At 68.6% G+C, this 16,559-nt stretch carries 12 protein-coding genes and 1 rRNA gene; all 13 read right to left on the minus strand.

Translation table 11 applies throughout. The features are described from left to right. Window positions 1-118 (minus strand): 16S ribosomal RNA (locus LQD00_RS06450); the annotation flags it as partial. Window positions 119-550: 432 nt separating this feature from the next. Next, window positions 551-1,882 carry a tyrosine--tRNA ligase gene (tyrS, locus tag LQD00_RS06455; protein WP_232716189.1) on the minus strand — a complete coding sequence of 444 codons (1,332 nt, stop codon included), beginning with the start codon at window positions 1,880-1,882 and terminating at the stop codon, window positions 551-553. Between the two features lie 73 nt (window positions 1,883-1,955). Further along, the gene (locus LQD00_RS06460) at window positions 1,956-2,171 is read right to left on the minus strand and encodes a Trm112 family protein (protein ID WP_232716190.1); all 216 of its coding nucleotides are present in this window, start codon (window positions 2,169-2,171) and stop codon (window positions 1,956-1,958) included. Window positions 2,172-2,176: 5 nt separating this feature from the next. Further along, window positions 2,177-5,173, minus strand: coding sequence for an AMP-binding protein (locus tag LQD00_RS06465; RefSeq protein ID WP_232716192.1), 2,997 nt, complete (start codon window positions 5,171-5,173; stop codon window positions 2,177-2,179). Between the two features lie 85 nt (window positions 5,174-5,258). Beyond that, window positions 5,259-6,710, minus strand: coding sequence for an argininosuccinate lyase (gene argH, locus LQD00_RS06470; RefSeq protein ID WP_232716194.1), 1,452 nt, complete (start codon window positions 6,708-6,710; stop codon window positions 5,259-5,261). Beyond that, window positions 6,707-7,906, minus strand: a complete 1,200-nt coding sequence (locus LQD00_RS06475) for an argininosuccinate synthase (protein WP_232716196.1) — start codon at window positions 7,904-7,906, stop codon at window positions 6,707-6,709. Before LQD00_RS06475 ends, argH begins: the two co-directional genes overlap by 4 nt. 157 nt (window positions 7,907-8,063) lie before the next feature. Then, entirely contained in the window at window positions 8,064-8,570 is a 507-nt protein-coding gene (locus LQD00_RS06480; protein ID WP_232716197.1) for an arginine repressor, read from the minus strand. A 27-nt stretch (window positions 8,571-8,597) separates the two neighbouring features. Continuing rightward, complete coding sequence (gene argF / locus LQD00_RS06485; RefSeq protein ID WP_232716199.1) at window positions 8,598-9,521, minus strand: ornithine carbamoyltransferase; 924 nt, start codon at window positions 9,519-9,521, stop codon at window positions 8,598-8,600. Further along, complete coding sequence (locus tag LQD00_RS06490; RefSeq protein ID WP_232716200.1) at window positions 9,518-10,738, minus strand: acetylornithine transaminase; 1,221 nt, start codon at window positions 10,736-10,738, stop codon at window positions 9,518-9,520. Before LQD00_RS06490 ends, argF begins: the two co-directional genes overlap by 4 nt. Then, the gene (gene argB, locus LQD00_RS06495) at window positions 10,735-11,661 is read right to left on the minus strand and encodes an acetylglutamate kinase (RefSeq protein ID WP_232716202.1); all 927 of its coding nucleotides are present in this window, start codon (window positions 11,659-11,661) and stop codon (window positions 10,735-10,737) included. Before argB ends, LQD00_RS06490 begins: the two co-directional genes overlap by 4 nt. Next, a complete protein-coding gene (gene argJ / locus LQD00_RS06500) occupies window positions 11,658-12,932 on the minus strand; it encodes a bifunctional glutamate N-acetyltransferase/amino-acid acetyltransferase ArgJ (RefSeq protein ID WP_232716204.1) in 1,275 nt (424 codons plus the stop codon). Before argJ ends, argB begins: the two co-directional genes overlap by 4 nt. Then, the gene (gene argC, locus LQD00_RS06505) at window positions 12,929-13,987 is read right to left on the minus strand and encodes an N-acetyl-gamma-glutamyl-phosphate reductase (protein ID WP_232716206.1); all 1,059 of its coding nucleotides are present in this window, start codon (window positions 13,985-13,987) and stop codon (window positions 12,929-12,931) included. Before argC ends, argJ begins: the two co-directional genes overlap by 4 nt. Window positions 13,988-14,059: 72 nt before the next feature. Beyond that, on the minus strand, window positions 14,060-16,531 hold the full coding sequence (gene pheT, locus LQD00_RS06510; RefSeq protein ID WP_232716207.1) for a phenylalanine--tRNA ligase subunit beta: 2,472 nt from the start codon (window positions 16,529-16,531) through the stop codon (window positions 14,060-14,062). Window positions 16,532-16,559: the final 28 nt, after the last annotated feature.

Raw genomic sequence — 16,559 nt, forward strand, 5'->3', positions numbered from 1 at the left:
CGTCTTACTCACCCGTTCGCCACTCGAGTACCCAGCAAGCTGGGCCTTTCCGTTCGACTTGCATGTGTTAAGCACGCCGCCAGCGTTCGTCCTGAGCCAGGATCAAACTCTCCATGAAAAAATAGTGAAACAAAACCAGCACCCAAAAGCACCAGCGTTTCAACACAATCAGGAAAGCAAACCTGACCAATCCAAAACTAGCTTAATGTGACACCCAGACGGGGCCGAGCGCCACACAAAAAACAAACATCTACATCCATAAAGAATGCTCGATGCCAAAAAATGGCATCAGACAATTCATCATCACACTATCGAGTTCTCAAAGAACACACACCCACCAGACGTCCTCGTGATGAGGCCGGCTCCGATGAGCTCTCCCAGAGCGCGAGCATTACTCGCAATCTTGTTCTTGGGAGTGGCCCCGCACAGGCGGCCCGAGCGAGTGGCTCGGGCACTTTTGCTTCCCCGGTGCTTGCGGCTCCGGGGGAGTTGCTCTCTGCGGTGCGTCGATTAAGTTACACAGCCGCGAACAACGCGTCAAATCCCCTGGTCAGAGGGTCAGCTTTGCGCCGGCAAAACTCTTCTTGCCTCGTCGCACCACCAACCAACGACCGTGGAGCAGGTCGGAGTCCGCCGGCTGCCACTCCGGATCGGTGATCTTGGTGTTGTTCACGTAGGCGCCGCCTTCGGACACCGCACGCCGCGCGGCCTTGTTGCTCTCGGAGAGTTTGGTGTCGACGAGCAACTGGATGATGGAGGGCCGTTCTGTCGAGTACTCGGCGATGACGGTCTCCCCCACAGCTGCTGCCAGCGTCGCCTCGTCGAGTTCGTCGAGCTCGGCCCGTCCGAACAATGCCTGGCTGGCGAGCTCGACGGCGCGCGTGTTCTCTTCCCCGTGGATCAGGGTGGTCATCTCGGCGGCGAGCTTCTTCTGCGCGAGACGCAGGTGGGGCTTCTCCTCCGTCGCCTGCTCGAGCTCGGCGATCTCCTCACGTCCGAGGAAGGTGAACCAACGCAGGTAACGGATGACGTCTGCGTCGGCGGTGTTCACGAAGTACTGGTACCAGGCGTACGGGCTGGTGAGCTCGGGGTCGAGCCAGAGGCTGCCGCCACCAGTGGATTTGCCGAACTTCTTGCCGTCCGACGAGGTCACGAGCGGCACGGTCAACGCGTGCAGCGACAACCCGTCGAGTCGACGTCCGAGATCGACACCGCCGATGATGTTCCCCCACTGATCCGAGCCACCGATCTGCAGCACGCAGCCGTACCGGCGGTTGAGCTCGACGAAGTCGTTGGACTGTAGGAGCAGGTAGCTGAACTCGGCGTAACTGATGCCATCACCCTCGAGACGCCGCTTCACGGTGTCCCGGGCGAGCATGACGTTCACCGAGAAGTGCTTGCCGAGGTCGCGGAGGAACTCGATGGCGGAGAGCTGCCCGGTCCAGTCGAGATTGTTGACGACGAGTGCACCGGTCGGGGATTCGTCGATGTCGACGAAGCGGCGCAGCTGCGCATCGATCCGGCCTGCCCATTCGGCGACCGTGTCGGGAGCGTTCATGGTGCGCTCCCCCACCTCACGGGGGTCACCGATGAGGCCGGTGGCGCCACCTGCAAGAACGATCGGGCGGTGACCGGCCAGCTGGAAACGCTTGAGGGTCAGCAGCGGCACGAGGTGGCCGGCGTGAAGGCTGGCCGCCGTCGGGTCGAAGCCCGCATACAAGGTGATGGGCCCGTCCGCCAGTGCCTCGCGCAGTGCATCGAGGTCGGTGGACTGCGCGATCAGACCTCGCCAGCCGAGTTCGTCCAGGATGTCGACGGGAGCGTCCCCGGTCCGGATGGATCCCTCGGTCGTGTTGGCGGTTCCCTCAGTCTCAGCACTCACCCCTCGATCTTGTCATCCATCGAGATCGGGGCTCGGACGAGGTGACGCCTGCGGGCGTCGGACGACCGCGGGCCTACTGCCCGGCGATCAGGCGCTCGTGCTCGGCGTCGTCGACCTTGCGTGCCTCGTCGATGAGCATGACGGGGATTCCGTCTTCGTCGATCCGGTACGCGACGTGCAGTCGCGGGTTGTAGAGCTCGTCGCCGGCGTCGATCAGCGGGCCGTGGTCCTGCGGGCAGGCCAGCCGCTCGCGCACGATCGGGTCGATGGCCTCAGCGCGTGTCGTCACGCCGCTCAGCCTAGGGCATCTTCTGCCGACGACCCGCTCCAGTCCAGCTTCTCGGCGATCGTTTTCGTGTAGCGCCGGTAGCGGCCCTCGTCGTCGCGGTACCAGATCCGCGGTCCGGGCTTGGGCAACCCGTCGGCCGCGAATATGGTGCTCAACGGGCGGTACGACGCGGAGTGCGGGATCTCGTCGACGACGCGGATGAGGTGGGGCCGGATCTCGGCGGGGAACTCCCCGAGCGCGATTCGCAGTTGGGTGACGGTGAGCGACTCGGGTTTGGCATCCGGGCGGAGGGTCAGCGCAGCGACCAGCACCTGGTGTCCCGGCTCCCCCACGCCGTAGGCGACGACCCGGTCGACGCCCTGTATCCGCGACAGCGCGTGGGTGATCGGCGGGATGAACGCGGGTCCGGCCTCGGTGCGGACCACCCGGTCGGTGGCACCGAGGAAGTACAGGTCGCCGTCGGCATCGCGGACGAACAGATGCCCCGACACCTCCCACCGGTCACGGCTGGTGAAGACGTCACGCAGCACAGTGCCGTTGGTGTCGAACTTGTGCCGGGCCTTGGCCAGCAGCAGACCGGGCTCGCCGACCTCGGCACGCCGGACGAAACCGGACTCGTCGATCAGGAGACGATCGTTCGCGATGTCGTAGGCCGCGACCTCGACCGGGTTGGTCTCCGGGAGCGGCCGCCCGACGGACGACAGCTTGTCGCCGGAGACGTTGGCCAGGATCGCCGAACCGTCGGCGGTCGCGAAGAACTCGAGAATCCGGGCCCGGGGGAAGCTGCTGCACACGTCTTCCCACAGGCCCGCCGACATACCGGAACCCATGAACAGCCGGATCGGGTTGTGCTGGTTGATCCGGAAGCGCGGATCGCGGACGACGTCGCCCAGCATCGACCAGGTGTAGGACACGACGGTGACGCCGTAGCGCTGCACCTCGGTCGCGAACGTCTCCGGGTCGATGCCGTTGGACAGCGCGATCCGGGACCGGCCGACGACCGTCGCGCCAAGGGTCGTCAGCAGGCCGGAGGCGTGATGCAGGGGCGGTAGGCAGTACACGGTGTCGCGGTCGGAGAGCGCCGCCGCCGACGCCGCACCGAACGCCGACATCGCGAACCGATGGTTGGTCACCGGCCACGGCACGAGCTTTCCCCGGGCACGGCTGAACAGGATGAATGCGAGGTCTCCCGCGAGACCGGGATCGGGCCGGTACCAGGTGGGCAGGTCGACCTCGTCGGGGTCGATCTGCTCCATGTCGATGATCGTCTTGCCGTCGACGCCGTCGATGGCACGGGAGTCGCCGCTGCCACCGCCGAGCACGAGCACCCGGTCCGACGCCGCGTCGGCGAGGTCGAGGTTGGTCGGGTCGGTCACGATGACCGAGCTGTCCGCGAGGCGCATCATCTCCCGCACGTCTGCGTCAGCGGCCAGCAGCACCGAGACGGCGCCGAGCCGGGCCAGTGCGGCGACCACGACCAGCGCGCTCGGACGCGTGTCCATCAGGACGCCGATGTGCTGTCCCGGACGCACGCCGCAGTAGATGAGGCCGGCGACGACGTTGTTGATGCGGGCGTCGACCTGCGCGTGGGTGAGCACACGGTTCTCGAACAGGAAGAGTTCTTTGTCGCCGTGCTTCTTGGTGTTCTCGGCCATCAGCTTCGACAGCGAGATCCGGGTGCCGCTCTGGATCTGGCCCAGGCGCAGGAGGCGGGGCACCGTGCGCACCGACTCCGACGCGACGGCCCGCGATGTCCGCTGCACCGAGTTGACCAGCGTGAGCAGTTCCCGGGACGCTGCGGTGCCGGCATCGGCGACCGACCCCACGCCGTGGGTGATGCGCGAGGACAGGCTGACACCGCCGCCGTGTCCCGGCTCGACCTGCGACATCTCGCTGATGAGTTCCGGACGGGTCCCGTTGTCCGACAACCAGTTCACCCAGTCGGCCGTGGTGGGCCAGGTGTGCTGTCCCGCCGTCGAGCCGACCACCAGCCCGAAGTGCCCGACCGGCAGGGTGGATTCGTAGACCTCGGCGTCGGGTGCGGCGCGCACGATCCCGCGCACCGCCGCCGGTTGACCGATGTCGTCGGCCTCGCCGACGAACGCCAGTACCGGGCAGGTGATCTCGGTGAGCGAGACGAGGTCGCCGTTGATGACGAAGCCGCCGGAGACCATGCGGTTGTGGGCGACGAACTGGCGCAGCAGTTCGGCGATCGCCGGGCCGGACCAGGCGACCCAGCCGTCGGCCTCGAGGAACCGCCGCTGATCCTCACGCGGGAGCAGCGCCTCGCGGTCGTGGAGACGGCGGAGGAAGTCGATCCGGCTGCGCACGGTCTTGACCGGGTCGAGTAGCTGGAAGCCGGTGCGCGCCATCCAGTCCCGGACCCACAGGTTCCGCACGAAGGACCGTTCGGCGAGGAACTCTGCGGCCGGCGCCACCAGACCGGCGGGCAATCCGAGGGGCAGGGCCGCCAGGACGTCGACCGGGCTGCCGAAGGTGATGACGCTCGCGATCCCCTTCGACCGCCGGTAGGCCGCGGTCTGGTAGGCGAACATGCCACCCTGGGAGTACCCGGCGAGGTGGATGTCGCGTCCGGTCGCCTCGACGATCAGATCGATCGCGTGGCTGATGGCCACCACGTGGTCGGCGAGGTTGCGTTCCATCCCGCCCTCTTCGGTGTCCGGGGAACCGAAGTCGATCACCCACGGGGTGATGCCGTTGCGATGGAGGATGGACACCGCACCGTTGTGCTCGGTCACGTCATAGACGTTGGCGGACACCATCATCGGCGGAACGAGCACGATGTTCGGGCCGGTGGACGGCTCGTTCGGGAAGTACCGGCGCAGCCGGAACATCTTGTGTGTCTCGACGATCGCGAAAGGAGCCGGTTCGGTCCCGGTCTCGAGACCGCCGAAGCGGAGCACCTCGAGTCCGTTCTGAGCGGTCGCCACCACCCGGCTGACCACGCCGCCCAGATCCGGGAGCCCGTCCAAACCCACCATCGCGTCGATTCCTCCCCGTTGTCAGCGAGACGTCCACCACCGACACGTCGGTGACATACGCCACTCTACCCACTGAGCAGTGGTTCTACTCTCGTCCTCCGGGACCGGCGTCCCAGCGTGTCCGCAGGTCGGCCGATTGTGCCGACACCACGTCTATCTGCCGTCGTACCTGATCGGGCGCGGTACCGCCATGCGCGTTGCGCGACTCGACCGAACCGCGCACCGTCAGCACCTCGCGCACCGCGGGGCTGAGCGAGGGGTTGATGCCGGTCAACGTCTCGTCGTCGAGCTCGGCGAGACCGATGCCCCGCGACTCGGCCTCGCGGACACAGGCTCCGGCGACCTCGTGGGCGACGCGGAAGGGCACGCCCTGCCGGACCATCCACTCGGCGATGTCGGTGGCGAGGGTGAAGCCGGCCGGGGCCAGCTCCTCCATCCGGTCGGTGTGGAACTCGAGCGTCGCGACCAGACCGGTGACGGCCGGCAGCAGCATCTCGAGCTGTGCCACCGCGTCGAAGACCGGTTCCTTGTCTTCCTGGAGGTCCCGGTTGTACGCCAGGGGCTGCGCCTTGAGCGTCGCGAGGAGACCGGTCAGGTCACCGATCAGGCGGCCGGCCTTGCCGCGCATCAATTCCGCGACGTCCGGGTTCTTCTTCTGCGGCATGATCGAGCTGCCCGTCGACCAGGCGTCGGCCAGCGTCACGTAACCGAATTCTGGTGTGCTCCAGATGATCACCTCTTCGGACAACCGGGAGAGGTCGACTGCGATCATCGCGAACACGAACGCCGCCTCGGCCGCGAAGTCGCGGGACGAGGTGGCGTCGATGGAGTTCTCCGCCGGCGCGTCGAACCCGAGGTCGGCGGCGATGGCGGCCGGATCGAGTCCCAGCGACGAACCGGCGAGGGCACCGGAGCCGTACGGCGAGACCGCGGTCCGGCGGTCGGCGTCGGCGAGGCGATCGATGTCGCGGAGCAACGGCTGGGCATGCGCGAGCAGATGGTGGCCGAGCAACACCGGCTGCGCCGCCTGCAGGTGCGTCTTGCCGGGCATGATCGCGTCGGGATGCGCGGCCGCCTGAGCGGTCAGCGCGTCGACGACGTCGAGCACTCCGAGGGCGACGCGTCGCATGGCGGCGCGCAGCCACATCCGGAACAGCGTGGCGACCTGGTCGTTGCGCGACCGGCCGGCACGCAGCCGTCCGCCGAGCTCGGGGCCGACCCGCTCGATGAGTCCGCGCTCGAGCGCACCGTGGACGTCCTCGTCGGACTCCGCGGGACCGAACGTCCCGTCGGCGACGTCGGCAGCCAGACGGTCGAGGCCGTCCAGCATGCCGGTCAGGTCGTCATCGGTGAGCAGTCCCGCCTTGTTCAGCACCCGGGCATGGGCTTTCGATGCCTGGATGTCGAACGGCGCCAGGGCCCAGTCGAAGTGGGTCGACTTGCTCAGGGCGGCCATCGCCGCGGCCGGACCGCCGGCGAAACGGCCGCCCCAGAGCGAACCCTCGTTGGTCGTCCCGCCGGTCTGCTCGCCACTCACAGATTCAGGTCCCGCTTGGCCGAGATCTTGGAGGACAGGCCGTGCAACTCGACGAAGCCACGGGCTGCCGACTGGTCGAAGCTGTCGCCCTCGTCGTAGGTGGCGAGGTTGAAGTCGTAGAGCGACTCGGAGCTACGACGCCCGGTGGCGGAGATGTTGCCGCCGTGCAGGACCAGGCGGATCTCGCCGGAGACGTGGTGCTGGGTCGAGTCCACGAAGGCGTCGAGCGAACGCTTCAGCGGCGAGAACCACAGACCGTCGTAGACCAGCTCGGCCCACTTGCGGTCGGTGCCGCGCTTGTAGCGGCCGAGCTCGCGCTCGATGGTGACGTGCTCGAGCTCCTCGTGGGCGCGGATCAGCACCATGGCGCCCGGGGCCTCGTAGACCTCGCGGCTCTTGATGCCGACGAGACGGTCCTCGACGACGTCGAGGCGTCCGACACCCTGCGCACCGGCGCGGCGGTTCAGCTCCTCGATGGCCTCCAGCACGGAGACCGGGCGGCCGTCGATGCTGACGGGGCGACCCTTGTCGAAGCCGATGATGACCTCGTCGGGGCTGTTCCAGTTGACGGTCGGGTCCTCGGTGTAGCTGTAGACGTCCTTGGTCGGCGCGTTCCACAGGTCCTCGAGGAAGCCGGTCTCGACGGCGCGGCCCCACACGTTCTGATCGATGGAGAACGGCGACTTCTTGGTCACGTTGATCGGGATGTCGTTCTCTTCGGCGAAGGCGATGGCCTTCTCACGGGTCCACGCGTAGTCGCGGACCGGGGCGAGAACCTCGAGATCGGGTGCGAGGGTGGCGAAGCCGACCTCGAAGCGGACCTGATCGTTGCCCTTGCCGGTGCAGCCGTGGGCGACGACGGTGCCGCCGTGATCGCGGGCGGCGGTCACGAGATGCTTGGCGATCAGCGGACGCGACAGCGCCGACACCAGCGGGTAGCGGTCCATGTAGAGGGCGTTCGAGGTGATCGCCGGGAGGCAGTACTCATCGGCGAATTCGTCACGGGCGTCGACGACGACGGCTTCGACCGCGCCGCAGTCGAGGGCGCGCTGGCGGATGACGTCCATGTCCTCGCCGCCCTGACCGAGGTCGAGAGCCACGGCGACGACCTCCTTGCCGGTCTCCTTCTGGATCCAGCTGATCGCGACCGAGGTGTCCAGGCCGCCCGAGTATGCGAGTACGACACGTTCTGCCATGAGGTGAAGCTCCTGTTCTAAGCGATGACCCGAGTCCATCATCGGCCCCGGGGTTCCGACCACACCGTCCGGGTCTCGGTTGGCGGTGTGTTCGGTTGCGGTTCTCGTTCTGTCCGGCCGCGACGGGCGCGGCCGGTGGTTCTGCAGTGGGCGGGGGCTACACGAGGCCCTCGATCCGTCGGGCGAGCTCGGCGCCGTCGAGCGGCTCGCGGGCGACGACGAAGATCGTGTCGTCACCGGCGATCGTGCCCACCACATCGGGAAGTCGGGCACGGTCGAGGGCAGCCGCCAGGTAGTGCGCGGCGCCGGGCGGCGTGCGCAGTACGGCGAGGTTGCCGCTGTTGTCGGTGGAGACCAGGAGCTCCGACACGAGGCGCGAGAGGCGATCGGTACCGCCGGACACGCCGCGCACCGGCGAACCGTCCTCCGGCACCACGTACACACCCGCACCGCCGTCGGCGGCCCGCAGCTTCACGGCCCCGAGCTCGTCGAGGTCACGGGACAACGTGGCCTGGGTGGCATCGATCCCCTGCTGGGCCAGCAACCGCTGCAGCTCCGACTGGCTGCGCACCTGGTGGGTCGACAGGATGTCGATGATCCGCGCATGCCGCCCCGCGCGGGTCGCGGCGAGGCGGTTCTCCGAGTGTTCGGCTCCGGCGGTCACAACTGGTCCTGGCTTTCTGGTGTCATCTCACTGGTGCTCCAGCAGCCAGATCAGCAGGGCCTTCTGCGCGTGCAGACGGTTCTCGGCCTCGTCGAAGACGACGCTGCGCGGACCGTCGATGACCGAGGCGGTGATCTCGTCGCCGCGGTGCGCCGGCAGACAGTGGAGCACGATTGCGTCGTCGGCGGCGTGGGCGAGCAGCTCGTCGTTGATCTGGTACGGCCGGAAAGGTGCTGTGCGGTCCTTGCCGTCCTCCTCCTGACCCATCGACACCCAGGTGTCGGTGACCAGGACGTCGGCACCGGTGACCGCCTCGACCGGGTCGGTCACGAGCCGCACCGATCCCCCGGTCTCGGCGGCACGCCGCTCGGTGTCGGCGATGATCGCCGGATCGGGCTGGAAACCCTCGGGGGCGCTGATCGTCACGTGCATCCCGGCGGTGACGCCGCCGAGACCGAGCGAGTGGGCCATGTTGTTGGCGCCGTCGCCCAGGTAGGTCATCTTCAGACCCGTGGGCGACCCCTTCTGCTCGATGATCGTCTGCAGGTCGGCGAGCACCTGGCACGGGTGGAACTCGTCGGACAGGGCGTTGACGACCGGCACGGACGCGCTCGACGCCAGGGCCTCGAGACGGTCCTGACCGAAGGTGCGCCACACGACGGCGTCGACGAAGCGCGACAACACCTGTCCGGTGTCCTCGAGGGTCTCCTCGCGGCCGAGCTGGGTGGTGCGGCCGTCCACGACCACCGCGTGACCACCGAGCTGGGCGATGCCGACCTCGAACGAGAAGCGCGTACGTGTCGAGTTCTTGTCGAAGATCACCCCGACCCCGCGGGGTCCCTCGAGCGGGCGGAAGGCGAACGGCTGCGCCTTCACCAGGGCGGCGAGGGCGAGCACCTCGGCCTGCTCGGCGGGGGTGAGGTCGTCATCGCGTAGGAAGTGACGCGTCATGCCTTGTCTCCCTTGTCGTTCTGGGCAGTGGCGCCCTTCGAGGCCGCTGCCGCGGCGGTATCGAGGATTGTCGGCAGGGCGCCGACGAAGGTCTGCGCCTGTTCCTCGGTGATGATCAGTGGCGGCGCGAGCCGCAGCACGTCGGGTGCCGGTGCGTTGATGAGGAATCCGGCGTCACGGGCCGCAGCCTCGACGCGCCCGGACAGGGCCTCGGTCAATTCGACGCCGAGCAGCAGACCGGCTCCCCGCACACCCGCGATCAGCGGATGGTGGAGGTCCTCGATACCGGTGGCGATCGTCTTGCCCACGGCGGCAACGTGATCGGTGAGGCCTTCGGACTCGATGACCCCGAGCACGGCGAGCGCGGCGGCCGCGGCGACGGGATTGCCCCCGAAGGTCGTGCCGTGCTGGCCGGGTTCGAACAGCTCGGCGGCCGGGCCGGTGGCGATGCAGGCACCGATCGGCAGTCCGCCGCCGAGTCCCTTGGCCAGGGTCATCACGTCGGGCACCACACCCACCTGCTGATGGGCGAAGAAGGTGCCGGTCCGCGCGACGCCGGTCTGCACCTCGTCGAGGATGAGCAGCGCACCGCGCTCGCTGGTGATACGGCGGGCGGCGGCCAGGTAGTCGGCGGGCGGGACGATCACGCCGGCCTCACCGAGGATCGGTTCGAGGATCACCGCGGCGGTCTGGTCGGTGACGGCGGCGTCGAGTGCCTCGGTGTCGCCGTACGGGACGAACCGCACTCCCGGCGGCATCGGCTCGAACGGTGCACGCTTCGACGGCTGTCCGGTCATGGCGAGAGCGCCCATGGTGCGGCCGTGGAAGGCCTTCTCGGCGGCCACGATCTCGGGCCGGCCGGTCCGCCGCGCGAGCTTGAAGGCGGCCTCGTTGGCCTCGGTCCCGGAGTTGCAGAAGAACGCGCGGCCCGGGTGGCCGAAGCGGTCGAGCAGCTTCTCCGCGAGTTCGACGACGGGCGGCGAGATGTAGAGGTTCGACACGTGTCCGAGCGTCTGCAGCTGGGTCGTGACGGCCTCGACGATCGCGGGATGCGCATGGCCGAGGGAGTTCACCGCGATGCCGCCGAGCAGGTCGAGGTATCGCTTGCCGTCGGCATCGGTGACGTACGGCCCCGAACCGCCGACCAGGGCGATCGGCGGGGTGCCGTAGTTCTTCATCAGGGACTGGCCCCAACGCTGTTGCAGCGGTGCGGTCACTGGTCCTCCTCACACGGGTCGACGACGGTGGTGCCGGTGGAGCTCTCGGTCAGCAGCTGGGCGAGCACGGAATGGGCGACGCGACCGTCGATCACGTGGGCGCGTTCGACTCCCCCGGTCACCGCTCGCAGGCAGGCCTCCATCTTGGGGACCATGCCGGAGTCCAGCGACGGCAGCAGCTCGGCCAGGGCATCGGTGCCGATCTGGGACACCAGCGACCCGCGGTCGGGCCAATCAGTGTACAGCCCTTCGACATCGGTCAGCATGACCAACCGCGAGGCACCGAGCGCCTCGGCGAGCGCACCGGCCGCGGTGTCGGCGTTGATGTTGTGGACGACGCCATCACGATCCGGGGCGATGGTCGAGACCACCGGGATGCGTCCCGCCGCAACGAGATCGAGCACCGCGGAGGTGTTCACCGAGGAGATGTCGCCGACGAGGCCGATGTCGGTGGCGATGCCGTCGACGAGGACCGTCCGCCGGGTCGCGGTGAACAGATGGGCGTCCTCGCCGGTGATGCCGACGGCATAGGGGCCGTGCGCGTTGATGAGACCGACTAGTTCACGACCGACCTGACCGAAGAGGACCATCCGGGCGACGTCCATCACCTCGGGGGTGGTGACCCGGAAGCCGCCCTTGAATTCTCCTTGCAGGCCCAGTTTCTTCAGCATCGCCGAGATCTGCGGTCCGCCGCCGTGCACGACGACGGGGTGCATGCCGCAGGCGCGGAGGAACACCATGTCCGCGGCGAAGGCTTTCTTCAGTTCGTCGTCGACCATGGCGTTGCCGCCGTACTTGACGACGATCGTGGCGCCGGCGAGTTCCTGCAGCGCGGGAAGCGCTTCGGCGAGGACCTTCGCCTTCGCGAGGCCCGCGGCCGGATCGATCTGGGGTGCACCGAATTCCGGTGTGGTGTCGCTCATGACGAGTACGCCGAGTTCTCTTCGACGTAAGCGTGTGAGAGGTCCGTGGTCCGGACGGATGCCGAGGCGTCGCCGAGTTTCAGGTCGACCAGCACGTCGATGTCGGCACCGGAGAGGTCGACATCGCGTGCCCCCTCGACGCCGCAACCGTTCTCACACACGGGGGATCCGTTGAACGACACGGCGATCACGTCCGGATCGATCCGGACCGGGGACGCGCCGACCGTGGCCAGCACCCGGCCCCAGTTGGGATCTGAACCGAACAGTGCGGTCTTGACCAGTGAGTCGCGGGCCACGAACCGGGCGACGACCAGGGCATCGCCCTCGGTCCGTGCACCGGTGACGGTGACGGTGACCCGCTTGGTGACCCCCTCGGCGTCGGCCTGCATCTGGGCGGCCAGGTCGTCGCAGACCGCGAACACGGCCTCGTCGAGATCGGCCTGGTCGACCGGGATCTGGCTGGCACCCGAACTCAGCAGCAGCACGGTGTCGTTGGTGGACATGGAGCCGTCGATGTCGAGCCTGTCGAACGTCCGCTCGGTCGCCCGACGCAGGGCGGTGTCGAGCTGTTCGCTGGTGGCGGCGGCGTCGGTGGTCAGCACCACGAGCATCGTCGCGAGCGAGGGCGCCATCATCCCGGCGCCCTTGCCCATGCCGCCGACGTTCCATCCCTGGGGATGGTGCAGCGCAGCCTGTTTCGGCACGGTGTCGGTGGTCATGATGGCGTGTGCGGCGTCGGTGCCGCCGGTGAGTCCGCCGCCCATCTCCTGGACGATCTCGGTGACGCCGGCGAGGACCTTGTCCATCGGGAGGCGGTCACCGATCAGCCCGGTCGAGCAGACGGCCACCTCGACGGCGCCGGTGCTGGTCCCCCAGTTGCTCAACGCCTCCGCGACGGCCTCGGCCGTCTTGTGGGTGTCCTGGAATCCGCCGGGCCCGGTGCACGCGTTGGCACCGCCCGAGTTGAGGATCACCGCGCGCAGCTTGCCGGTGGTGAGAACCTGCTGGGACCACAGGACGGGTGCGGCCTTGACCTGGTTGCTGGTGAAGACGCCGGCGGCCGAGTAATCCGGGCCCTCGTTGAACACGAGGGCGAGGTCGGGATTGCCGGACACCTTGATACCGGCCGCGATCCCCGCAGCACGGAAACCCAGCGGCGCGGTGACGCCCTGTTCGCGGACGAGCCGCGGGGTGTCGCCGGGGGCCCCGCCCTCGATGCGCTCCGGATCCGGTTGTGCGTCCTGGATTCCGGTTCCCTCGACGCCTGTCATGGTGCAACTCCCACGGTGCTCAGTCCCTCGTTCTCTGTCCAGCCCAGCGCCAGGTTCATCGACTGGACCGCGGCGCCGCCGGTCCCCTTGGTCAGGTTGTCCACCGCGCCGACGACCACGAGGGTCTGGGCGCGCTCGTCGACGGTCACCCCGAGCTGGACGGCGTTGGAACCGATGACCGAACCGGTGGCCGGCAGGCGGCCGTCCGGCAGGACATGGATGAATTCCTCGTCGGCGTAGGCCTTTTCGTAGACCGCGCGGACCTCGTCGCCGGTCACGGTGGTCCGTGCGGTGCACGTCGCGAGGATGCCCCGGGCCATCGGCGCCAGGATCGGGGTGAACGAGACGGTGACGGGCTGCTGCGCCGCTTCCGACAGCGCCTGCGAGATCTCCGGGGTGTGCCGGTGGACGCCGCCGACGCCGTAGGCCCGGGCGGACCCGATGACCTCGGACGCGAGCAGGTCGACCTTCGGCGAACGCCCGGCGCCCGACGCGCCGCTGACCGCGACCACGGTCACATGCGGCTCGGCCAGGCCGGCCGCGATCGCCGGGAGCAGCGACAGGATCGACACCGTCGGGTAGCAGCCCGGAACGGCGATCCGGCTGGCGTCCTTGAGGACCTCACGATTACCGGGAAGCTCGGGCAGGCCGTACGGCCAGGTGCCTGCATGATCCCCGCCGTAGTAGGAGGTCCAGTCGCCGGCGTCGCGCAGCCGGAAGTCGGCGCCGCAGTCGATGATCAGCGTGGTCGGCGGCAGGGCGTCGGCGATGACCGCCGATGCACCGTGCGGCAGGCCCAGGAAAACGACGTCGTGGCCGCTCAGGATCTCCGGGGTGGTCTCCTCGAGAACCCGATCTGCCAGCGGCAGCAGGTGTGGATGGTGGGACCCGAGCGTGGTGCCGGCGTTGCCGCCGGCAGTCAGCGCACCGATCTCGAGCTCACCGGATCGCAGACGGGGATGCCCGCACAGGAGTCGGAGGATCTCACCACCCGCGTAGCCGCTCGCGCCGGCCACTGCCACTTTCACACCGCTGGTTGAGCTTGTCGAAGCCATGCAATCATTATGCACCGGCATGCAAATCAATACATAAACGGGGTGGCCCCTATGGGCGTCTGCCCCCGCGTGTCAGCGGAGGCGGGCGCCCACCCGTTCGGCAGCGGCGTCGACCGCGGCCATCTTCGCGGCGTTGGCCTCGTCCTCGGTCAGCGTACGGTCGTTCGCGCGGAAGCGCAGCGAGAACGTCAGCGACTTGTTGCCCTCACCGACCTGCTCACCGGTGAAGACGTCGAACAGTGCGATGTCCTCGAGCAGCTCACCCGCACCGTCGCGCAGCGCCGACCGGACCTCGGCCGCCGGCACGTCGGCCGCGACCACCACGTTGACGTCCTGCAGGACGGCCGGGAAGACCGACACCGCCGGAGCGGGCAACACCTCGCGGAGCGGCAGGGCGTCAATGTCGATCTCGACCGCGCACGCACGCTTGGGCAGGTGGGCGCGTTCGAGAACCGTCGGGTGGAGCTCGCCGGCGAAACCCACCGTGCGTCCCTCGACGGTCAGGCGGGCGCAGCGACCCGGATGCCACGGCCGGTGATCGGCAGCGGAGAGTTCGACCTCCACTCCTGCAGCACGCGCGATCGTGCGAGCCGCCTCGAAGGCGTCGAGGTGGTCGGCGGCGCGTCCCGGACCCCATGGCCCCGCGGGGTCGCGCAGGCCGGTCAGGACGATGCCGACGTGCAGCGGCTGGTGCGGCAACGAGGCGTCGAGTGCCGCGATGTCCGCATCGGTGGGACGCCGCGTCACGTCGAGCGCGGGAACAGGTGCGACGTGGTCACCGGCGATGACGACCTGGCCGATGGTGAACAGCGACAGGTCACGTTGACCACGGGCAATGTTGCGCGCGGCCATCTCGAGGAGGCCGGGCAGCAGCGTCGTGTTGAGTTCGGGCCGGTCCGACTCGAGCGGGTTGAGGACCTTCACGGTTCGGCGGCGCTCGTCGTCGGCGGGCAGATCCCAGAGGTCGAAGACCCCGGCCGGCATGAACGGGTACGGGAGGACCTCGACATACCCATCGAGGGCGAGGGTCCGTCCGACGCTGCGCCGACGACGCTGCTCCGATGTGAGACCGGTGCCGCCGGGTGCGCGCGGCACGACGGCCGGGATGTCTTCGAGGCCCTCAAGGCGCAGCACCTCTTCGACGAGGTCGGCGCGCTGCTTGAGGTCGGGACGCCACGACGGCGGGACGACATCGAGGGGATCGGTGCCGGTGACCACGCAGCCCACCTCGGTGAGACGTGCGGCGGTGGTGCCTGCCGGGTAGCCGATGCCGGCGACGCGGTCGGGCTCGTCGGCGGCGATGGTGATCGCCGACGGGGGCGGGGTCGCGACGCGCGCCTCCGACAGCGGCGAGGAGATGGTGCCGCCGGCGATCTCGACGATGAGCTGGGCGGCGCGATCGGACGCGACCGCGGTGATCTCCGGGTCGACGATGCGCTCGAAGCGCTTGCTGGCCTCGGAGGTCAGCTTGTGACGTTTGCCGGTGCGGAACACGCGGACGGGGTCGAAGGTCGCCGACTCGAGCAGCACGGTGGTCGTCGAGTCACCCACCTCGGTGGCGCCGCCGCCCATGACGCCGGCGAGGGCGATGGGACCGGTCTCGTCGGCGATGACGACGTCCTCGGGGTCGAGCACGCGGTCGACCTCGTCGAGGGTGCGCAGCTTCTCCCCCGGCTTCGCCGACCGCACGGTGACGGTGCCGGTGATGCGGTCGGCGTCGAAGGCGTGCAGCGGCTGACCGAGTTCGATCATGACGTAGTTGGTGACGTCGACGATCGCCGAGATCGGCCGGATACCCGCGACCATGAGACGCTTCTGCATCCACCACGGCGAGATCGCCTTCGGGTCGACGCCGGTGATCACGCGCGCGGTGTAGCGGGTGGCGCCGGAGCCGTCCTCGATGGCGACGGGCCACGGCGTGCCCTCTGCGATCACATCGGCTTCAACGACACCCGGGTCGACGAAGGGAACCTCGAAGCTGCTCGCCAGTTCGCGGCCGAGACCGCGGATCGAGAAGGCGTAACCGCGGTCGGGGGTGACGTTGACGTCGATGGCGGCGTCGTCGAGTCCGAGGACCTCGCGGGCGTCGGCGCCGGGCTCGGCGGTGCCGGGGGCCAGCACCAGGATGCCGCTGTGGTCGTTGCCGATGCCGAGCTCGGAGACCGAGCAGATCATGCCGTCGGAGACGCGGCCGTAGGTCTTGCGCGAGGCGATCTCGAAGGGACCGGGCAGCACGACGCCGGGCAGTGCGGCGACGATCAGGTCACCCTCGGCGAAATTCCGGGCGCCGCAGACGATCCCGCGCGGCTCCGACTCGCCGACCTCGACGGTGCAGAAGCGGATCGGCTTCTTGAACTCGGTGAGCTCCTCGATCGTCTCCACGCGACCGATCACCAGCGGGCCGGTGATCTCCGGGAACTTCTCGATGTCCTCGATCTCGAAACCGACGCGGACGAACCCCGCATCGATCTCCTCGGTGGTCGCCGACCACTTCGGATCGCCCGAGCGCAGGACCTCGGTGTACCAGGACTGGGGTGCACGCACTGTGTATCAACTACTTTCGTCGCGTCGT

It is taken from the genome of Gordonia metallireducens (genome assembly GCF_021245825.1).
Classification (GTDB): Bacteria; Actinomycetota; Actinomycetes; order Mycobacteriales; family Mycobacteriaceae; genus Gordonia; species Gordonia namibiensis.